This window comes from Streptomyces sp. NPDC093065 (genome assembly GCF_044754585.1).
In the GTDB taxonomy this organism is placed as follows: Bacteria; Actinomycetota; Actinomycetes; order Streptomycetales; family Streptomycetaceae; genus Streptomyces.
Genome location: NZ_JBIVPJ010000007.1, coordinates 316,409 through 336,209 on the forward strand (window position 1 = coordinate 316,409; position 19,801 = coordinate 336,209).

Here is a 19,801-nt window from a genome sequence, read left to right on the forward strand (position 1 = left end):
CTCATGAGCGGCAAGGCGGACCCCCGGGCGGCGGGGGAAGGGACCACCTCGAGGACGCGGCTGGACCGGGGGCGCGCCGCGCTCGGACCCGCGTTGGAGCTCGTGCACACCGGACGCGCCCCCACCAGGGCCGTCCTCACCGCGGAACTGGGCGTGACCCGGGCCACGGCAGGCGCGGTGGCCGCCGAACTGGAGGCGCTCGGCCTGATCCGGGTGGACGCCCGGCCGGGCGCCGCGGCCGGCTCCCAGGGCCGCCCCTCGCACCGCCTCTCGGTCGCCGAGGACGGGCCCGTCGCCCTCGCCGCCCAGGTCCACGCCGACGGGTTCCGCGCGGCCCTGGTGGGTCTCGGCGGCCGGATCGTCGCCACCGCACCCGGCTGCGAGGTCGTCGACGCCGATCCGGCGAAGGTGCTGGGTTCGGTCGTCGAGGCGGGCGCGGAACTCCTGAGGCAGACCGGGCGGCGCTGCGTAGGCGCCGGACTCGCCGTGCCGTCCGCGGTCGCGGAACCGGAGGGCCTGGCCCTGAACCCGCTGCACCTGGCCTGGCCGGCGGGCGCGCCCGTGCGGGAGATCTTCGCCCAGCAGGTGCGCGCCGCCGGGATCGACGGCCCCGCCTTCGCCGCCAACGACGTCAACCTCGCCGCCCTCGCCGAGCACCGCCACGGTGCCGGACGCGGCGCCCGCGACCTGCTGTGCGTGGCCACCGGCCACCGCGGCGTCGGCGGTGCGCTGGTCCTCGACGGCCGCCTGCACACCGGGAGTTCGGGTCTCGCCCTGGAGGTCGGTCACCTCGCCGTCAACCCCGAGGGCCGCCCCTGCCACTGCGGCAGCCGGGGCTGCCTGGACGTGGAGACCGACCCGCTGGCCTTCCTCACGGCGGCCGGTCGCGCACCGGGACCCGAGGTGTCCCTGCTCCAGCAGTCCTACGACCTGATCCGCGAGGACTACGCCGACCCGGCCGTCCGCGCCGCCACCGAGTCCCTCATCGACCGCCTGGGCCTGGGCCTCGCCGGCCTGGTGAACATCCTCAACCCGGACCGCATCATCCTCGGCGGACTGCACCGGGCGCTCCTCGACGCCGACCCGGAGCGGCTGCGCGCGGTCGTCGCCGGGCGCAGCCTGTGGGGCCAGAGCGGCGGGGTGCCGATCCTGCCCTGCGGCCTGGACCACAACAGCCTGGTCGGCGCGGCCGAGTTGGCCTGGCAGCCGGTGCTGGACGACCCGCTGAAGGTGCCCGCGTAGGCGGCCGGACGGGCCCGCGTCTCAGAGCGCGGGCCCGCCGCCGCTCGGGGCGTGGCCGAGGTCGACGACGCAGAAGACGTTGTCGTCCGGGTCGGCCAGAACGACGAAGTCGGGATCGGGCGGATACAGCTCCCACTCGACGGCCCGTGCACCGAGGCCGATCAGCCGCCGCACCTCCGCCTGCTGCTCCTCGGCCGAGTCCGTGCACAGGTCGAGGTGGAGACGCGGCCGGGGCTCGGGCGGCGAGTCGCCGCGCAGCAGGCCGAGGGCCCGGCCGGAGCCGTCGGCGTACTCGAGCGTGCGCCAGGTCTCGCTCTCCCACTCCTCCGCGGCGACCAGGGGCAGCGCGGCCGTCCAGAAGGCCACCGCACGGGGGAGGTCCGTGACACCGATGACGGGGATTCCGAGTCTCAGCATGATCCCGACCCTGCGTACTGCGCGAGCCCGTTGCCCAGCGACCAGTCCACGGAGGTGTTCTCGGTCAGGGTGACGAAGACGTTGCGCGGTTCCGTCCCCGCGTACTCCTCGGCGAGTTGTGCGATCCGGCGGTACAGCGCCTCCTTCCGCCCGGTCGTCCGCCCCGCCCGCAGGGTGATCGCCACGAAGACGATGCCCTCGTCCCGGTGCACGCCGAGGTAGTCGCCGTGACGCAGGGTGCCACGGCCCGGTTCGTGGGCGGTCAGGACCTGGAAGCGGTCGTCGGACGGGATGCCGAGTGCCTCGACCAGGGCGTCGTGGACGGCCCGGCCGAGCGCGTCCAGCCGGTCGGCGCCGGTGTCGTCGCCGTACGCGTCGATGCGGACGAAGGGCATGGGCATCTCCTGTGGGGTGGGGCCGGCACGGGGTCCGCGAGAGGGCGTCAGCGCCACTCGACGGCGAACGCCCGCGCAGGGTTCTCGGTGAGGACACGCCGCACCAGCTCCTCGCCCACGGCGAGGGCCAGCCGGGGCGCCACGCGGCGCAGCAGGTGCGGCATCCCCGGGCCGCCGTCGACGGACCGTGCGGCCGCGGTCGTCGTGTCGCCACCGAGCAGCAGCCGGTCGCCGAACCCCGCCTCGGCCAGGTCCCGCACGGCGTCCGGCATCCGCCAGTCGGTGGCGTGATGCGCCCGCGACGGCCCGTCGAAGGCCAGCCAGCACCCCGACGCGGCAGCCTGCCGGTGGGCCACGGGGTCGGGGGAGCGGTTGAGGTGACCGAGGATCACCCGGTCCGGCGGCACGGCCGACTCTCCGCACAGCAGGTCCAGTACGTCCAGGGCACCGGTGCCCAGCTCCAGGTGCACGGCGATCGGCGCGCCCGTCGCGTGGTGTGCCTCGGCCGCCGCCGACATGGTCCACCGCGCGTGTGCGTCGAGCGCGTGGAAGCCGCCCGCCACCTTGATCAGTCCGGCCCGGACGCCCGACGTCCCGATGCCCCGCGTCAGTTCGGCGACGAAGACGTCGGCGGCGCGGCCCCGCAGTGCGGCGAGCGTGTCCTCGCCGTAGTGGACGTCCTGGTGCAGTCCCGTCGCGGCCACCACGTGGACGCCGGTCTCCCGGGACAGGGCCGGCAGATCGGCGGCCCGCCGGCCGAGCCCGTACGGCGTCCACTGCACCATCGCGCCGCCGCCCCGCTCCCGGAACGCGGCCAGCTCGGCCCGGGCCGCCACGGCGTCGCGGAGCTCCTCGCCGGGCAGCCGGGGACTGGCGAAGAACAGGTGGTCGTGCGCGTCGCACACGCCCAACTCCCCGCCGGGGAGGTCCCCGAGGACGGTGCGGACGGCGCTCACCACTGACGCCCCCTCGGGAGCAGGCCCCGCCCCGGCTCCGACAGGTGCAGCACCCGGAAGACCTCGCCCTCCATCCCGTCCGGCGCCTCGCCCGCGTGCAGGGAGAAGTGCACCAGCTCCCAGCACCCGGTGTCCACGACCGCCGCCGCGAGCAGCACTCCGTCCACGGCCGCCAGCCGTCCGGTCTCCCGCACCGCCCCCGCCGCCACCTCCGACAGGGGTACGCCTTCCGGCACCGGCTGCCGCCGCCTGACCGCCACCCGCGCGGGGGATCCGGAGGCGACCCCCTCCTCGTACGCCAGGCCCGTCCACTGCCGGACCGAGGGCCGGCCGAAGTCGTCGGTGGGCCGCTGGAAGGCGCCCTCCCAGAGGAAGGAGTTCATGCCCTCCACGGTGCGCCACAGGTAGAACGGCGCGTACTGGTTGACCGGCGAGCCGTCCTCCCCGCGCTCGCGGACCAGGTACGCCTTGAGCCCGAGCCCGGGCCAGTCGTCCAGCAGGTGCCCGGTGCGGGCCACCCGCTCCCTGATGACGTCCATCGGGTAGCCGGCGGGCAGGGTGAAGGTGTACTGCATGGCATGCACGGTTCGTGATCCTCCGGAACAGTCGGGTGGCGAAACCTGTCACGCGGTGCGGGAATCCGGCGGCGCGAGCAGCGAAAGGAGGCCTCGGACACCGGCGTCGAACGCGGCGGGGGAGCCGGACGCGCGGGCCAGGACGTAGCCTCCCTGCACGGTCGCCACGACCGCCGCCGCGACCTCCTCGCCGTCCAGCCAGGGTGCGAACTCGCCCTGTTCCCTGCCCTCCTCGACCAGCTGGGCGATCTCCTCGCGCAGCCAGTCGAGGGTCTCGTCCACGGGTGCGCGCAGGGCGTCGTCCGCGATCACGTCCGGGTCCATCGTCAGACGGCCGACCGGACACCCGCGCAGCACGTCGCGCTCGCGCCGCAGATACGCCTCGATGCGCTCGTACGGCGTCCCCGGACCGCCCAGCACGGCCCCGGCGGCGGCCCGCATCTCCTGGGCCGTGCGCCGGATCGCGGCGAGCGCGAGATCGGGCTTGCCCTTGAAGTGGTGGTACATGCTGCCCTGCCCGGCCCCGGCCCGTTCGAGGATCGCCTTGGGGCTGGTGCCCACGTACCCGCGCTCCCACAGCAGCTCGCGGGTGGACTCGACCAGACGTTCCGAGGTGCTCATGGAAGCACTGTACATACTAGTAGTTACAGAAGTCGAGCGAGCGCCCGAGGACCGGGGAAGCAGCCGCGGACCTCCGGAGTACTCCCCGCGGGGTACACGAACTGCCGCTGGCGGTACGACGCCCCGGACCCCCGCCCGGAGCCAGGCTCGGAAGCGAGACAAGGGACATCGCGACCGAGGAGTTGGACGACATGGAGACCCTGGCACAGTTCGGCGACGGCGGGCCCGGCCCGTGGATCCTGCTCTTCCCGGTGATCTGGGCACTGGTCATCGGCGGAGTCATCACCCTGCTGCGCCGCACGGTGTGGCGCGGACGCCGGCGCCCCGGGCGGCCGACGGCCGTCGAGGACAACTCGCCCATCACCGTGCTCGGCCACCGCTTCGCCTCCGGCGAGATCGACGAGGACGAGTACTGGCGCCGGCTGTCCGTGCTGGACGAGCAGTTCGGCCGGACGGGCAGGGGCGGTGCGGCATGACCACGACGACCGACACCCGGGCCGCCGCCCGGGTCGTGGACGCCGTCAAGGTGTACGGCGGTGGCGACACCGCCGTACGCGCCCTCGACGGCGTCAGCGTCGACTTCCCGGCCGGCCGGCTCACCGCCATCATGGGGCCCTCCGGCTCCGGCAAGTCCACCCTGATGCACTGCGCCGCCGGCCTGGACGCGCTCACCTCGGGCACCGCCCGCATCGGGGACACCGACCTGGGCACCCTCGACGACCGCCGGCTCACCCTGCTGCGCCGCGACCGAGTCGGCTTCGTCTTCCAGGCCTTCAACCTGGTCCCGACGCTGACCGTCACCGAGAACATCACCCTTCCCCTCGACCTGGCCGGCCGCCGGGGCGACACCGAGTGGGTGGACGCGCTGATCGACGTCGTCGGACTCCGCGACCGCCTCCACCACCGGCCCGCCGAACTCTCCGGCGGCCAGCAGCAGCGCGTCGCGGTGGCCCGCGCCTTCGCCGGACGGCCGGACGTGGTCTTCGCCGACGAGCCGACCGGAAACCTCGACTCCCGCTCCGGCGGAGAGGTGCTGGGCCTGCTCGGCCGCACCGTCCGGCAGACCGGCCGCACGGTCGTCATGGTCACCCACGACCCCGTCGCCGCCGCCCACGCGGACGAGGTCGTCTTCCTCGCGGACGGACGCCTCGTCGACCGCATGGACGCGCCGACCGCCGACAAGGTCCTGGACCGGATGAAAGCCTTCGAGGTGCCCTCATGAACGCCTCCGTCCGCCTGAGCGTCTCCTCGCTCAGGGCCCACAGACGCCGCTTCGCGGGGACCTTCCTCGCCGTGGTCCTCGGCGTCGCCTTCCTGGCCGGCACCCTGGTCATGGGCGACACGCTCCGCGCGAGCTTCGACACCATGTTCGGCAACGCCACCGTCGGCACCGACGCCGTCGTGCGCAGCGCCGACGCCATCACCGCACCGGGCGACAGCCAGGGCGTACGGCAGCCGGTCGGCACCGACCTGGTCCGGACCCTCGAACGGGTGCCCGGCGTCGCGGCCGTCGCCCCCAGCATCCAGGGCGCGGGCCAGCTCGTCGGCGCGGACGGCGACCCCGTCGGCGGCCAGGGCCCTCCCACGCTGGCCGGCAACTGGATCACCGACCCCGACCTGAACCCGTACCGCCTCGCCGAGGGCCGCGCCCCGCAGCGGTCCGGCGAGGTCGTCGTCAACCGGGGCGCCGCCGAGAAGGGCGGCCTGGCGATCGGCGACACCACGACCCTGCGCACCCCCGACCCCGTCCAGGTCACCGTCGTCGGCCTCGCCACCTTCGGCGGGGAGGACGGCATGGCCCAGGTGACCTTCACCGGCATGACCCGGGCCGACGCCGAGAAGTACCTCACCGCGCGGCCCGGCGAGGCGGCGAGCATCCAGGTGCGGGCCGGGCCCGGCGTCGGTCAGCAGGAGCTCGTCGACCGGCTGACCCCCGTGCTGCCCGACGGTGTCGAGGCCATCACCGGGCAGGAGTCGGCCGCGGAGAACACCGACATGATCTCCAGCCAGTTCCTGACCCTGTTCACCACCTTCCTGCTCGTCTTCTCCGGCATCGCCCTGCTGGTCGCGACCTTCTCGATCCACAACACCTTCGCCATCGTGGTCGCCCAGCGCACCCGCGAGAACGCCCTGCTGCGCGCCCTCGGCGCCTCCCGCGGCCAGGTCACCGCGGTCACCCTCGTCGAGGCGGCCGTCGTGGCCGTGACCGCGTCCGCCGCCGGGCTCGCGGGCGGCATCGGCATCGCGGCCGGACTCCGGGCCCTGTTCCCGGCGATCGGCTTCCCCTTCCCCGAGGGCGCCCTGGTGATCAGCGCGCTGTCGCTGCTGCTCCCGCTCGCCGTCGGCGTCCTGGTCTGCCTCGGCTCCGCCCTGCTGCCCGCGGCCCGCGCCGGGCGCACCGCACCCCTGGCCGCGCTGCGCGAGACCGCCGTCGACACCTCCGGCGCCTCCCGCGCGCGGGCGGTCACCGGCACGGCGCTGCTCGCGCTCGCCCTCGCGCTGACGCTCTTCGGGGTCCTGCTGTCCCCGTCGCTGTGGCTCGCGGGCGCGGGCGCCGTACTCGCCCTGGCCGCCTTCGTGGTGCTCGGCCCGGTCGCCTCCGCCACCGCCGTGCGCGTCCTCGGCGCCCCGCTGGGCCGGCTGCGCGGCGTCACCGGCGTCCTCGCCCGGCGCAACGCCCTGCGCAGCCCCAAGCGCACCGCCGCCACCGCCGGGGCGCTGATGACCGGCGTGGCGGTCGTGTCGCTGTTCACGGTGTTCGGCGCCTCGCTCAAGGCGACCATGGACCAGACCGTCTCCCGGTCCTTCGCGGGCGACGTAGCCGTCAGCGCGCCGTCCTTCGGCGCCGGCGGCAGCGGTCTGAGCCCGCGGCTGGCCGGCGCGGTCCAGAAGCTGCCCGAGGTGGACACCGCCGTCGGCCTCGGCCGGGGCGTCGCACAAGTGGACGGCGCCGGACGCGCGTTGACCGTCACCGACCCGGTCGCCCTGAACCGCACCTTCGACCTGGGCACCGTCCACGGCTCACTGGACGGCCTCGGCACCGACGGCATCGCGCTCACCCGGAGCGAGGCGGAGAAGCAGGGACTGGCCCCCGGTGACACCACCCGCCTCACCTTCACCGACGGGCGCAGCGCCACCTTCACCGTCCGCGCGGTCTACGGCCGGTCCGAACTCGCCGGCGACTACGTCATCACCCGGGCCGCCTGGGCCCCGCACCGCACCCAGGACTCCGACACCCTGCTCGCCGTCGCGTTCAAGGACGGCGTGGGCGCCGACGCGGGCAAGGCGGCGGTCGAGAAGGTCGCCGGCCAGTACGGCAACCCGCAGGTGCAGACCCGTGACGAGTACGCCGAGTCCTCGGCGGGCGGAATCGACATGATGCTGACCCTCGTCTACGCGCTGCTCGCCCTCGCGGTGCTCATCGCGCTGCTCGGCATCGCCAACACCCTCACCCTGGCGGTCCACGAGCGCACCCGCGAACTCGGGCTGCTGCGGGCCGTCGGACAGACCCGGGCCCAGCTGCGGGCCATGGTCCGCTGGGAGTCCGTGCTGGTCGCCGCCTTCGGTACGGCCGGCGGGCTCGGCCTCGGCGCCTTCCTCGGCTGGGTCCTCGTGGCCGCCTCCGACGGCGCCTCGGACACCGCGTTCGCGTTCGCCGTGCCGCCCGCGCGGCTCGCGGTGGTGGCCCTGGTCGGCCTCGCGGCCGGCGCCCTGGCGGGCCTGCGCCCGGCCCGGCGGGCGTCCCGCCTGGACGTACTGCGCGCGGTCGCCACGGAGTAGGCCGGGCCGGCACCGCAGCCACCCGGCAGATCCGGACGCCGGTGCGGCACCCGCCCTTCACCCACGGCGGGTGCCGCTCCGGCCGGGGCGGCCGTCCGCAGTCGCGCCGGCCGGACGGAACGGCACCGGGAGAGGACGCAGGGGCCACCCCGGCCACCGGCCGGCCCGAGTGGCACGCCGCCGACCGCGCACCGACCGGACAGACGCAGGTCCGGCAGGAACCAGGCCCCCGCCCACCGCTCGACCCGCCCCAGAGCCATACCGGGGGACCGACGGGCGGTCAGGGACTCGCCCGGCAGGCGCAGTTGTCGGCCGCCGGGTGGACCCCGCGCCCCGGACACCGCCCAGCCCCGCGCCCCGGACACGCCCGGCCCGCGCGACCGCGAACCGCCCGGCACACGGGCCCCGGACACCGCCCGGAACCGTGCCGCAGGGTCCGCGGCAGCGGGGGGTCACCGCCCGGTCAGCCGGCAACGGCCGACCGGGCGGGAGCGGGTTGGGGGCTGCCGAGGTCGACCGCGTGCTGCACCTCGGCGAAGGCGGCGGCCGGCACCTCCTCGACCAGGCGGCGCGGCGGACGCGTCGACACCGGTGGTGCGGTGACCGGCACGGGGGTGACGGCCGTCGGGAGCGTGAACCAGACGACCTTGCCCGATTCGCCCTGCGGCCGTGCGCCCCAGCTCTCGCTCATCGCGGCCACCATGGCGAGCCCGCGCCCGCAGGTCGCGAGGGGGGCGGCGTCGTCCACGACGGGCAGCCGCGGATCGTGGTCGCGCACCGAGACCGTGAGCCGGTCCAGGAGCAGTTCTATCTCCACGGTGCACGTCTTGTCGGGGCGCGCATGGAGGTGGACGTTGGTCAGCAACTCCGTCACGCCGAGCACCGCCCGGTCGATCAGGAGATCCATATGCCAGTAGCGCAATTGCGCAGATACGATTCTGCGGACCTGGCCGATCCGCGACGGCAGGGCTTGGAGCTCCACCGTGCAGTGTCTGCTTGGGTGAGTGATCACGGCTGCGACTCCCCGACATAGAGGTCCGGAAGAACACGGAGTTCGGATCCAGCGAGCCGCACACGGCGCACGCCGCCCGCTGTCATGGCCGGCGGGCTGGTTCGCAGCGTTATCGCCGGTAAACCCAGAGTGACGTGAGACCAGCGTGACGCAAGGGGTGAGGCACCGCAACTTACGGACATCTCTCAGACGCGGCGTCCGGCCGCCCTGCGCACCGCCTCGATGAAGCGGCGGGCCGCCGGCGGGCCCGGCTCGCCGGGGGCGGGGTCACCCTCGCCGAGGGTCAGCAGGTACCGCTTGCCGTTGAGATCGGCCAGCGCGCGGTCCTCGGGGCCGAACCACGGGCGGGAGGCGCGCACCGCCTGTACCGGGGCGCTGTCTATCTCACTGCCGTAGCTGGTGAGCAACTCGACCCGGCCACCGCTGATCCGGACCGTCCCGGCCCGGGTGAGTGAACGCAGCCGTTTGCCGATCCGCACCCCCGTGGCCCTGAACTCCGGCTCCGCCATGGCCGTCGCCCCCTCGTGCGCGTCGGTTGCCGGACCGTGCACCGACCGCGGTGCTCCCGGTACCGGCTCGTGTCGTGCTCCAGTGTGCGCCCGCGACCGGAATCCGGTCCCGCCGCTGGCAGTCTGCCCGCACCGCGCTCCGAGCACCAGTACGCGCCCTCCCTTTCCGGGCGCGACCGGAGCACTCGCGCGAATGCGCCCCCCCACCGCGCCCCCGCCGCCCCGACCACGCCGCCCCAGGGGTGCCTTTGGGACTCCCAAAGAGGTGTTTATGCAGGTGAGAAGCGTGTGGAAGGTGTTTATGATCGACCTGTCGGCCGCGCTGTCCGCCGTCGGCGCGCAGCGTAAGGAGCCCCCGAAGTGAGCACTTCCCCACAGACCGGCACCGGCGCCACCCTCGACGTCGACCACAGCGACGCCGCCTACCGCGCATGGCTGAAAGAGGCCGTCCGCAAGGTCCAGGCCGACGCCAACCGCTCGGCCGACACCCACCTGCTCCTCTTCCCGCTCCCGGAGCACTGGGGCATCGACCTGTACCTGAAGGACGAGTCGACCCACCCGACCGGCAGCCTCAAACACCGCCTCGCCCGCTCCCTGTTCCTCTACGGCCTGTGCAACGGCTGGATCCGGCCGGACCGGCCGGTGATCGAGGCGTCCAGCGGCTCGACGGCCGTCTCCGAGGCGTACTTCGCGAAGCTGATCGGCGTGCCCTTCATCGCCGTCATGCCCCGCACGACGAGCACCGAGAAGATCCGCCTGATCGAGTTCCACGGCGGACGGTGCCACTTCGTGGACGACTCCCGGCGGATGTACGAGGAGTCCGCCCGCCTCGCGGCGGAGACCGGCGGCCACTACATGGACCAGTTCACCTACGCCGAACGCGCCACCGACTGGCGCGGCAACAACAACATCGCCGAGTCGATCTTCCGCCAGCTGCGCCTGGAGCGGTACCCCGAGCCCTCCTGGATCGTCGCCACGGCCGGCACCGGCGGCACCTCGGCGACCCTCGCCCGCTACGTCCACTACATGCAGTACGACACCCGCGTCTGTGTCGCCGACCCGGACAACTCCTGCTTCTTCGAGGGCTGGACCACCGGCGACCCGGACGTGTCCTGCGACCACGGCTCCCGCATCGAGGGCATCGGCCGGCCCCGGATGGAACCGAGCTTCGTACCCGGCGCGATCGACCGCATGATGAAGGTGCCGGACGCGGCCAGCGTCGCGGCCGTACGCTCCCTGGAGCAGGCCGTCGGCCGCAAGGCGGGCGGCTCCACGGGCACCGGCCTGTGGGGCGCGCTGAAGATCGTCGCCGAGATGGTGGCCGCGGGGGAGCGGGGCAGTGTCGTGACGCTGCTGTGCGACCCGGGGGACCGGTACCTCGACAAGTACTACTCGGACGCCTGGCTCGCCGAACAGGGCCTCGACATCGGGCCGTACGCGGCGGCGATCGAGTCCCTGCTGCGCACCGGCAGCCTGCTCGCCTGAGCCGCGCCTACGGCCGCCGCAGCCGCCGGTCCAGCGACGTCACCGCGTCCCGGAAGGCCCGTCCCAGCCCCGGACGCGCCCGGTCGAGGACGAAACGGAACGGCGCGGTGCCGTCCGCCGCGAAAGTCCACCGCACCCGTGTCCCGGTACCGGCGGGCGCCAGCCGCCACTCCTCGAGCACGGCCCGTGCGCCCGGCACGTTGGTGACGTCGACGCGACAGGCGTACACCTCGGGCCGCTCGGCCGCCAGCACCGTCTCCACCACGCGCGTGCCGCCCCTGAGCCGCATCTCGCGCCCCGCCCCCTCGCCGATGGGCCGGGCGAACGTCACCGCCGAGAACCAGGCCGGCCAGCCGGGCACGTCCTCGGCCAGGGCGCGGAAGACCGGGTCCGGAGCGGCGGCGACGTCCCGCGCGAAGACCAGGCGTACCGGCGCCGTCTCGACGAAGTCGAGACCCACCGGACGCAGACGGCGAACCATGACCACCACCCCCTTGTGCGAAGCCGCGCGTGCGGACGATCGTCCGGGTGGCGCCACGATAGCCCCGGGCGCCTCGGGTGTCAGCGGGGCAGGCGCCGCACGGCAGGGGGCTCCCGCGGCGCCCGACGACGGCGTCAGCCGGCCGCGGGCTCCGGCTCGCCCGCCACGACCAGCGCGAGATGCTCGGCGACCTCCGCGCGAGCCTGTGCCGACAGCCCGGAGTCGGTCACCAGTGTGTCCACCTGCTCCAGCGCCGCGAACGAACTCAGGCCCACGACACCCCACTTGGTGTGGTCCGCGATCACCACCACACGCCGCGCCGACTGCACCAGGCGCCGGTTCGTCTCGGCCTCCGCCAGGTTCGGTGTGGACAGACCGGCCTCGGCCGATATCCCGTGCACGCCCAGGAACAGCACGTCGAAGTGGAGCGTCGCGATCGCCTGGTCGGCCACCGGGCCCACCAGCGAGTCGGAGGGCGTGCGCACACCGCCGGTGAGCACCACCGTCGCCGCTCCCTGCCGCGCCCCCGAGGTGCGCTGCGCCACGTGGAACACGTCGGCCACCCGCACCGAGTTGGTCACCACCGTCAGCTCCGGCACGTCCACCAGCCGGTGCGCCAGCGCGTACGTCGTCGTACCGCCCGACAGGGCGATCGCGGCGCCCGGCGCGACCAGCTCCGCGGCGGCCCGCGCGATGTCCTCCTTGGCGGTCGGCTCCAGACCCGACTTGGCCTCGAACCCCGGCTCGTGGGTGCTGGCCTCGGCCACCGGCACCGCGCCGCCGTGCACCTTCTCGAGGACACCCTGCCGGGACAGCGCGTCCAGGTCGCGGCGGACCGTCATGTCCGACACGCCGAGCTTGCGGGTCAGCTCGTTGACCCGGACCCCGCCCCGGCGGCGCACCTCGTCGAGGATCAGGGCGCGCCGCTGCTCCGCGAGGAGGTTCGGATTCTCGCTCACGTACGCTTCGGTCCTTTCGCCGCACAACCGTCCGACACGCCGACGCACTCGCTCCGATGAGGACTTCTCCCCGCACCCGTGCGCGGACGTCCCATCCTCGCACGCTCCGCGACGACCCGCGCCACCGCCCGTCCCGGCGGCACCGGTCACACGGATCGGGGAGATTCCGTGCCCACGGGTGTACGACGCCCCCGGAATGGAGATCCTTGTGCCCGCACGGACAGAGCCGACGGCGCGTCACGGGGGAGTGCGGACAGTGGAAGAGGCGCACGGAAGGGCCGGGAAGCGCGGGACGGACGGGACGGACGGGACGGACGGGAGAAGCGGCACCGCCCTGGAACTCCTGGTGCACGGAGTGGGCGGTACGACACCGGCCGAGATGCTGGACGACCCGCGGACCGTGCGGATCACCGGCGACCACGTCGCGGCCGTCTTCCGGCGCACCGAGGACGCCGACGCCGAGTCCAGGCCCGAGGACTACCGGGGGCGGCCGGTGCCCGAGGCCTACGTCTGGTGCAACCTCACCTCGGGCAACGGCACCCGCGCCCTGTGGCTGCTCCTCCTGCCCTTCATGGTGGTCAACATCGCCCACTGGATGCGGCCCGCCGCCGACGGCCGGATCCGCACCGTCCGCCTCTACGGACTGCTGCTGCGGCTCACGGGCCTCACCCTGACCGTGCTCCTGGTCGCCGCCGCCTGCGAGGTCGCCCTCGACCTCGTCGCCTGGCAGTGCGCGGGCACGCGCGCGTGCGCCGAGCGGCACTCCTGGCTGGGCTTCCTCTCCCCGGCGATGTCGGACGGCGGCTGGTGGAGCACACCCGGCCGCAGGCTCGCCCTCGCGGCCGCGGTGCCCGCCGCGCTGACCGGACTGCTGTGGTACCTGTCGCTGCGCACCTGGCGTGCGTACGAGTCCCAGCAGCCGATGGACCGCGAGACCGACCCCGAGGGGGACCCCCGCCGCGCCGCGCTGGGCCGCCCCGGGTTCTGGTACGGGCGCCGCCTGGTGGCCCGGCTGCGCGCCGCGCACACCGCCGCGGGACTGCTGACCGTCGCCGTGGCCGTCGGCGCCCCGGCGGCCCGCTTCGACCGCCGGCCGGGCGGACCCGCACTGCTCGACACGCTGGGATGGGCGCTCCTGGGGGCGCTGGCCGCGGGGGCGGTCGCCGTGGTCGCGGTGGTGTGCCGCCGGGGCCGCAGCGAGAACCGCCTCGACCGGACACTCGACGAGCACCTCGTACGCCGCCTGCCGCTCGCCGCGCTCCTCCTGTTCGTCCTCGCCCTGCTGTACGGCGGCCGGGACCGCCCCGGGTGGGCTTCGGACGGCCGGCTGTCCGGGGACACGGCCTTCGGCGCCATCGCCCTGGTGCAGGGGCTGCTGGTCGTCGCGCTGGCCGTGGTCGCCCACCTGCTCCACCGCAGCCGCCCCGACGCCCGCGCCGCGGTCCGGGGCCTGGGCGGTCCCGCCGTCGCCATGCTGGCCTGCGCGCTGGGCGGCGTGATGTCCGGCGGCGTCGCCCAGCGCGTCTCCGACTGGATGGACGGCACCGGCACCTTCCTCGAAGGCCCGCCCGTACTGCTGACCTGGCAGGCGTCCGTCATCCCGCCGCTGCTCGTCGTCGTCCTGCTGATGTGCGCCGCGCTCGCCCGGCACACCCTGCGCCTCGCCCGCGCCGAACGGGACACCGTGGAACACGACCACCCGGGCGAGACCGGGGATGCGGGGCGCACCCGGCGCATCGCGCTCACCAGGGCCATGGCCACCCTGACCGACCGGGCGCCCCTCCTCGTCGCCATCACCTCCACCGCCACCCTGCTCCTCGGCGCCGGGGCCCTGGTGGGCGCCCTGACGACCGAACGGGTACCGGGCGAGGCCGCGCGCGGCACGTACGCCGTCGTCCAGGGCGCCGCGCAGACCGCGCAGGAACTGGGCTCCTGGCTGATCGGCCTCGGCTTCATACTGTTCGTCACCTGGGGCAGGCGCGCCTACAAGGACGCCTCCGCGCGGCGCACCATCGGCATCCTGTGGGACGTCGGCACCTTCTGGCCGCGCGCCGCGCACCCCTTCGCCCCGCCCTGCTACGCCGAGCGCGCGGTGCCCGACCTGACCTGGCGGATGGCGACCTGGACCCGAGCCACCGGCGGGCGGCTGGTCATCTCCGGGCACTCGCAGGGCAGCGTCCTCGCCGCCGCCGCGTCCTGGCAGCTCGAGCCGTCCGCCCGCAGGCGCGTCGCCCTGCTCACCTACGGCTCCCCGCTGGAGCGGCTGTACGGCCGCTGGTTCCCGGCCCACTTCGGTCCCGACGCGCTCGCCTCGCTGCACGGTGAGGTCGACTGCTGGCGCAACCTGTACCGGCGCACCGACCCCATCGGCGGCCCGATGCGGCTGCCGGGCGACGCGGGCCCCGCGGTGGACCGCGCACCCCTCAAGGACCCCCTGACGTACGGCCGCACCGAACTGCACCCGCTGCCGGCGCCGATCCTCGGTCACTCCGACTACGAGGCCGACCCGGTTTTCGCCGAGGAACGCGAACGGCTGCTGTCCCGGCTGCGCCCGGAGGTGCCGGCGCCGCGCCACACCGAGGGTCCGGCCGCGTCCGTCCCGGCGGCCGACGACACGGCGGAGGACTGCTAGGACCGGCCGGGGCGCCCGTGCCCGGCTCCCGCTACGGCAGCCCGGGCAGGTCCTCGGGGTACAGCAGCGTCAGGTCGTCCGTGCTGGGGTCGGAGTGCTGGGCGACCCGGCTCGCGTGCCGCTCCACCATCGCCTCGAAGGTCTGGCGGGCGGTGCGGCCGTTGCCGAAGGCCGGGCCCTTGGGGAGCTCCGTGAAGTACTTCGTGAGCGCCTCGGAGGTGCCCGGCGCCAGCCGGTACTCGTGCTCGTCGGCCTGCTGCTCCACGATCCGCAGCAGCTCCCCGGGACCGTAGTCGCCGAAGGTGATGGTGCGGGAGAAGCGGGAGGCCACACCGGGGTTGACGGACAGGAAGCGCTCCATCTCCGCCGTGTACCCCGCGACGATCACGACGACGGCCTCCCGCTGGTCCTCCATCAGCTTGACCAGCGTGTCGATGGCCTCCTTGCCGAAGTCCCGGCCCGCGTCCTCGGGGGAGAGCGCGTAGGCCTCGTCGATGAACAGCACGCCGCCCTGGGCCCGTTGGAACGCCTCCTGGGTGCGGATCGCCGTGGAGCCGATGTGCTCGCCCACCAGGTCCACCCGGGACACCTCGACCAGGTGGCCCTTGTCCAGCACGCCGAGCGAGGCGAGGATCTCGCCGTACAGCCGGGCGACCGTCGTCTTGCCGGTGCCGGGGGAACCGGTGAAGACCAGGTGCCGTTTGACCGAGGCGGCCTTCAGACCCGCCCGCTGCCGGCGCCGGCCCACCTCGATCATGTCGGTCAGCGCCCGCACCTCGCGCTTGACGCTGTCCAGGCCCACCAGGGCGTCCAGTTCGCCCAGCACGGCCTTCGAGGTCCGCGCGGGCTCCGGCGGGGCCGTGCCCGCGATCAGGGGCTCCTGCTCCGTGGTGCGCTGCCCGGGGATCGAGCCCAGCAGACCGGGGGACTGGGCCGCCGTCTGCACCACCGGCTCGGGCGCGGCCGGCGCCGTCAGGCCGGTGCTCTCGTCGCTGGTGCAGTCCTCGACGAGCGGACCGGAGTCGTAGGCCGTGTCGGGGCCGCCCTCCGCGAACTCGAACCCGCCGCGCGCGCACCGCTCCGTGCGGCACTTCTTCAGCGTCGTGCGGCAGCCGTCGATCACGTGGAAGCCGTAGCCGGCGCTTCCGGTGACCCGGCAGTTCAGGAGGCTGCCGCGGCCGCCCGCCGACACGTACACGCCCGCCTCGGAGGGCGAGTCGACCGTGCAGCGCTCGATGGTGGGATCGGCGCCCTTGGTGACGATCACACCGGTGCGATTGCCGTCCAGGGTGCAGTTGTTCAGGGTGCCGCCGCTGCCGTGGTCGCGGAACCAGGCGCCGGTCGCGGCGTCCCGGATGCGGCAGTCGTCGAGCTGGGCGGTGGCGCCGTCGCTCACCGACACGGCGGTGTTGCGCACCTGGGAGAGGTCGCTGTCGACGACGTCCACGCGCGAGCCGCGGTCCAGGACGAACAGCGCGTCCGGCACGTCGTGCACCCGGCACGAGTCGAGCACCGCGGTGGCCCCGTCGCTGACCCAGACCGCGGGATAGTCGCCGGTGCTGTCGAAGATCTCGCACTGGTTGGCGTCGACCCGCGTGCCCGGGTCCCACACCGACAGGCCGTTGCGCCCGAACTGCCGCACGCTGGTGCGGGTCAGGGTGAGGACGGAGCGGGACCTGAGGTCGACCGCGTTCTCCGGGATGTCGTGGATGCGGCAGTCGGCGAGGGTGAGCACCGCGTCCGTGTCCAGGGTGACGCCGTCGCCCGTGGTGCGGTGCACGTCGCAGTCGGTCAGGTGGGCCGTGGCCCGGCCGGTCACCTGCACGCCGCTGCCCCGGACCTCGTAGACCTCGCAGCCCACGGCCTCAAGAGCGGAGCCCTCGCCCGTCGCCGTCAGCCCGGAACCCGCGGCGTGGTGCACCCGGCAGCGCTCAAGGCGGGGGCGGGCGGCGGAGCGCACCGCTACGCCCGCCTGACCGGCCGCGACGACCTCGCACTCCTCGAAGACGCCGCCCCCGCCGTCCAGGACGGCGATGCCGACGCCGGCCGGATTGTCGACGGTGCAGCGCCGCACCGTGGGACGCGCGTCGCCGCGCACCTCTATCCCGGAGGCGGAACGCGCGACGACGCGCAGGCCCAGCAGCTCCGGCGTGCCGTCCTCCACCAGCACCGCGGGCGCCGCCGCGTCCTGGCCCTCGACGTGCAGGTCCTGGATCACCGCCGAGGCGCGCACCGTCAACGGGACCCCGTCGGAGGGCGCGATGCGCACCGAGCCCTGGGCACCCTCGGGTCCGCGCAGGGTCACCGCCCGCTGGACGACGAGGTTCTCCCGGTAGGTGCCGGGGGCGACGGTGAGGACGTCGCCGTCGGCCGCGGCCTCCAGGGCGGCGGCGAGCGATGCGTACTCACCCGTGCGGCGCCGCCACCGCGAGGTGCCGGTGTGCGTCACCTGGACCGTGCCCTGTGCCATGGCGTTGCTGTGCCCCCACCTCGTCGTACGCGGGTCGTCGCCGATTCGGTTCGGCCGGTCCACCGTAGCGTGTGCGCAGGTGGTGAGTTGACCGGTGGCACAAGCCGGTCAGCTGCCCGCGCCGGTCCTGCCCCAGTCCGGCCCCGCCCGCTCCCACTCCTGCTCCAGGCGCGCGTACCGGCGGCACACCAGGCGCCAGACCACGATCCGCCGGGCGGCCTCCACCAGGGCCGCGGCCACCACCGCGGTGCCGAGCCCGGCGAGCACGGCGTGCGTGGTCGCGGTCTCGGCGTCCAGCGGGCGGGCCACCTCGCGGCCCCGCGCGTCCGTCCACATGGCGAACCGGTCGCCGCTGCCCGGATCGTGGATGCCGACCAGGACGGGGGCCTCGTGCCGCGACCCGTCGGGGCCCGTCCAGTCGGCGAGGACACGGCTGCGCAGGTCTTCCCCCGAGGCGCCTTCCGGGTCGACACTCAGGGGCGAACGCTCCAGGGCACGGACGACGGTGGCCGTCACCCGGTGCCGTGACTCGTGCTGGTCACGCACCGACCGCTGCAGGGCGCCGTGCGCCGCGCCGCCCACGAGCGCGCCGATCAGGGGCGCCACGGACAGGATCAGGAGCAGCGCGGTCAGGGCCACCCACGCCTCGGCCAGGTCGCTCGTGCGGCACAGCGGATTGCCTCGCCAGCGCCAGAGACCTCTGATCGCTCGCACGCCCGCGCCCCCTTCCCGCTCCGCTCCGCCTCCCCCCGCCGAGCCGTTCACGCGAATCCAGTGCGGGCCGGGCCGCGGGAGGGTGCCGCCCCCGCTCGACGGCCCTCGCCGGCCGGATTCTCATGAACCTCTCACAAAGCCCAACGCGCGGATCCCGCAACGGGTTCCCGTCACCGGCCCGTTCGCCCGGGAACGGCCTCCGGTCCGCCCGCCGGGTACGAACGGTTGCACGTCACTCGATGATCCGCACGGGGTCGCCGACCCGGACCGTGCCGCGGCCGAGCGGGATCAGGTTCTGCCCGAAGACCAGCTTGCCGTCGACGCGCCGGTGCCGGCCGAGGCTGTGCAGGGGCTCGGCACCGCGGTCGGCGGTGTCCTGGTCGGTGGTGGTCACGACGCACCGCCCGCACGGCTTGGCGACCCGCAGGACGACCTCGCCGACGGCGACGCGCGACCAGCGGTCCTCCGCCCAGGGCTCGGTGCCGGAGACGACCAGGTTCGGCCGGAAGCGGTTCATGGGCAGGGGACCCTCGTCCGCGTGCTCGCCCCGCGCGATCAGGGCGTTCAGGGCGTCGAGCGAGGCCGTGGTGGTCAGCAGCAGCGGGAAGCCGTCCGCGAAGGAGACCGTCTCGCCCGGCAGCGCGTAACGCGGGTCCACGGGGCGGCGGGTGGCGGGATCGTCCAGGTGCACCAGCCGGACGTCGGCCCCGAGCAGCGCGCTGCACCAGGCGTGCGCGGCCTCGTCCCCGGCGGGCAGCGCCTCCACCTTGTCGTTGAAGATCCGCACCGTCACGGTGTCCGCCGCGCGCGGAACGGGCACCGTGAGCGGGGCCATGCCAGGCGCGGACAGCCGTACGCCGCCGCCGGGCAGGAGCTCGGCGGCGGCCAGGGCGAGACGCGGCTGCTTGCGTTGCGTGACGACCTTTCCCCCGTCGTCGATCAGCATCCAGCGTCGGTCTCCGGCCGGCCCCCAGGGCTCCACGACGGCCTCCTGGAGCGACAGGCTCCGGAAGGCCTTGACCGGATGGACGTGGATCGACTGCAGTCGCGCGTACCCCATGAGGTCATCGTGCCAGGTGGCGGCGGTGACCCCGGGGACGGCTCAGTAGCCGCGGTACTGCTGCTGGTTGTACGGATCCTGGTACGGCGCGGGGGCCGGCCGGGGAGCCGCGGGGCGCATCGCCTCGTACCCCGCGGGGCCGGGCGCGGCCGGGCGGGGCTGCTGCGGCTGCTGCGGGCCGGGGTATCCGCGTGGCGCGGTCGCCTGGTGCGGGATGTACGCGGCGGGGGCCTGCTGCAGCGGGGCGGGCTGCGGGGCCTGCTGCGGATATCCGTAGGAGGGCTGCGAGGGGCCCGCCGGGAGGGCGGGCAGGGCGGACGGCAGCGCGGGCAGATGGCTGCTGCTCGGCATGTCGTACGCGGCGGGGACCCGGATCGGGGCGATCTGCGGTGTGCCCCGTTCGGCCACGAGCGAGTCGTAGATCGGGGTGTCCGGGAAGGAGGCGGAGTAGTAGCCGCCGCCATAAGTGGAGCGGGGGGAGGTCATGGCCATA

The 19,801-nt window shown here is 74.6% G+C and carries 19 protein-coding genes; 6 read left to right on the top strand and 13 right to left on the bottom strand.

The window, feature by feature from the left end; genetic code table 11:
- Positions 1-3 precede the first annotated feature (3 nt).
- Positions 4-1,242, top strand: a complete 1,239-nt coding sequence (locus ACIQFU_RS15730) for an ROK family protein (RefSeq protein ID WP_402551867.1) — start codon at positions 4-6, stop codon at positions 1,240-1,242.
- Positions 1,243-1,263: 21 nt separating this feature from the next.
- On the opposite strand, the gene ACIQFU_RS15735 is transcribed toward ACIQFU_RS15730, so the two are convergent.
- Genes ACIQFU_RS15735 through ACIQFU_RS15755 form a run of 5 tightly spaced genes read right to left on the bottom strand, consistent with a single transcriptional unit; the run spans position 1,264 to position 4,221 of the window.
- On the bottom strand, positions 1,264-1,659 hold the full coding sequence (locus ACIQFU_RS15735; RefSeq protein ID WP_402551869.1) for a VOC family protein: 396 nt from the start codon (positions 1,657-1,659) through the stop codon (positions 1,264-1,266).
- Positions 1,653-2,054, bottom strand: coding sequence for a tautomerase family protein (locus tag ACIQFU_RS15740; RefSeq protein WP_402551870.1), 402 nt, complete (start codon positions 2,052-2,054; stop codon positions 1,653-1,655). The genes ACIQFU_RS15735 and ACIQFU_RS15740 overlap by 7 nt, the downstream gene beginning before the upstream one ends.
- A 47-nt stretch (positions 2,055-2,101) precedes the next feature.
- On the bottom strand, positions 2,102-3,010 hold the full coding sequence (locus ACIQFU_RS15745; protein WP_402551871.1) for a phosphotriesterase: 909 nt from the start codon (positions 3,008-3,010) through the stop codon (positions 2,102-2,104).
- Positions 3,007-3,594, bottom strand: a complete 588-nt coding sequence (locus ACIQFU_RS15750; protein ID WP_402551873.1) for a DUF4865 family protein — start codon at positions 3,592-3,594, stop codon at positions 3,007-3,009. The genes ACIQFU_RS15745 and ACIQFU_RS15750 overlap by 4 nt, the downstream gene beginning before the upstream one ends.
- 39 nt (positions 3,595-3,633) lie before the next feature.
- Positions 3,634-4,221: a TetR/AcrR family transcriptional regulator gene (locus ACIQFU_RS15755; RefSeq protein WP_402551875.1), complete on the bottom strand. Its 588-nt coding sequence runs from the start codon at positions 4,219-4,221 to the stop codon at positions 3,634-3,636.
- 176 nt (positions 4,222-4,397) lie between these two features.
- Between ACIQFU_RS15755 and ACIQFU_RS15760 the strand changes: the two genes are divergently transcribed.
- The 3 genes from ACIQFU_RS15760 to ACIQFU_RS15770 are packed head-to-tail and all read left to right on the top strand — an operon-like array spanning position 4,398 to position 7,986.
- Positions 4,398-4,682, top strand: coding sequence for an SHOCT domain-containing protein (locus ACIQFU_RS15760; protein WP_402551876.1), 285 nt, complete (start codon positions 4,398-4,400; stop codon positions 4,680-4,682).
- Entirely contained in the window at positions 4,679-5,428 is a 750-nt protein-coding gene (locus tag ACIQFU_RS15765; protein ID WP_402551878.1) for an ABC transporter ATP-binding protein, read from the top strand. The genes ACIQFU_RS15760 and ACIQFU_RS15765 overlap by 4 nt, the downstream gene beginning before the upstream one ends.
- The gene (locus tag ACIQFU_RS15770) at positions 5,425-7,986 is read left to right on the top strand and encodes an FtsX-like permease family protein (protein WP_402551880.1); all 2,562 of its coding nucleotides are present in this window, start codon (positions 5,425-5,427) and stop codon (positions 7,984-7,986) included. Before ACIQFU_RS15765 ends, ACIQFU_RS15770 begins: the two co-directional genes overlap by 4 nt.
- 463 nt (positions 7,987-8,449) lie before the next feature.
- Here the strand turns inward: ACIQFU_RS15770 and ACIQFU_RS15775 are convergent, their stop codons facing one another.
- Both ACIQFU_RS15775 and ACIQFU_RS15780 read right to left on the bottom strand, forming a co-directional pair.
- The gene (locus ACIQFU_RS15775) at positions 8,450-8,998 is read right to left on the bottom strand and encodes an ATP-binding protein (protein ID WP_402551881.1); all 549 of its coding nucleotides are present in this window, start codon (positions 8,996-8,998) and stop codon (positions 8,450-8,452) included.
- 185 nt (positions 8,999-9,183) lie between these two features.
- Positions 9,184-9,507, bottom strand: a complete 324-nt coding sequence (locus ACIQFU_RS15780; protein ID WP_402551934.1) for a hypothetical protein — start codon at positions 9,505-9,507, stop codon at positions 9,184-9,186.
- A gap of 360 nt (positions 9,508-9,867) precedes the next feature.
- On the opposite strand from ACIQFU_RS15780, the gene ACIQFU_RS15785 reads away from it, so the two are divergent.
- Positions 9,868-10,992 (top strand): PLP-dependent cysteine synthase family protein, encoded by a 1,125-nt coding sequence (locus tag ACIQFU_RS15785; protein ID WP_402551882.1) that lies wholly within the window; start codon positions 9,868-9,870, stop codon positions 10,990-10,992.
- A 7-nt stretch (positions 10,993-10,999) separates the two neighbouring features.
- Here the strand turns inward: ACIQFU_RS15785 and ACIQFU_RS15790 are convergent, their stop codons facing one another.
- Both ACIQFU_RS15790 and ACIQFU_RS15795 read right to left on the bottom strand, forming a co-directional pair.
- Positions 11,000-11,473 carry an SRPBCC family protein gene (locus tag ACIQFU_RS15790; RefSeq protein WP_402551884.1) on the bottom strand — a complete coding sequence of 158 codons (474 nt, stop codon included), beginning with the start codon at positions 11,471-11,473 and terminating at the stop codon, positions 11,000-11,002.
- Positions 11,474-11,607: 134 nt separating this feature from the next.
- Positions 11,608-12,432 carry a DeoR/GlpR family DNA-binding transcription regulator gene (locus ACIQFU_RS15795; RefSeq protein WP_402551886.1) on the bottom strand — a complete coding sequence of 275 codons (825 nt, stop codon included), beginning with the start codon at positions 12,430-12,432 and terminating at the stop codon, positions 11,608-11,610.
- Positions 12,433-12,688: 256 nt separating this feature from the next.
- Between ACIQFU_RS15795 and ACIQFU_RS15800 the strand changes: the two genes are divergently transcribed.
- Positions 12,689-15,064 carry a hypothetical protein gene (locus tag ACIQFU_RS15800; protein WP_402551888.1) on the top strand — a complete coding sequence of 792 codons (2,376 nt, stop codon included), beginning with the start codon at positions 12,689-12,691 and terminating at the stop codon, positions 15,062-15,064.
- A 31-nt stretch (positions 15,065-15,095) separates the two neighbouring features.
- Here the strand turns inward: ACIQFU_RS15800 and ACIQFU_RS15805 are convergent, their stop codons facing one another.
- From ACIQFU_RS15805 to ACIQFU_RS15820, 4 genes are all read right to left on the bottom strand, one after another.
- Positions 15,096-17,534 (bottom strand): right-handed parallel beta-helix repeat-containing protein, encoded by a 2,439-nt coding sequence (locus ACIQFU_RS15805; protein WP_402551890.1) that lies wholly within the window; start codon positions 17,532-17,534, stop codon positions 15,096-15,098.
- A 108-nt stretch (positions 17,535-17,642) separates the two neighbouring features.
- A complete protein-coding gene (locus tag ACIQFU_RS15810) occupies positions 17,643-18,248 on the bottom strand; it encodes a hypothetical protein (protein ID WP_402551891.1) in 606 nt (201 codons plus the stop codon).
- Positions 18,249-18,480: 232 nt separating this feature from the next.
- Positions 18,481-19,308, bottom strand: a complete 828-nt coding sequence (locus tag ACIQFU_RS15815; protein WP_402551892.1) for an MOSC domain-containing protein — start codon at positions 19,306-19,308, stop codon at positions 18,481-18,483.
- Positions 19,309-19,350: 42 nt separating this feature from the next.
- The gene (locus tag ACIQFU_RS15820) at positions 19,351-19,794 is read right to left on the bottom strand and encodes a DUF6643 family protein (RefSeq protein ID WP_061447215.1); all 444 of its coding nucleotides are present in this window, start codon (positions 19,792-19,794) and stop codon (positions 19,351-19,353) included.
- Between the last annotated feature and the right edge of the window lie 7 nt (positions 19,795-19,801).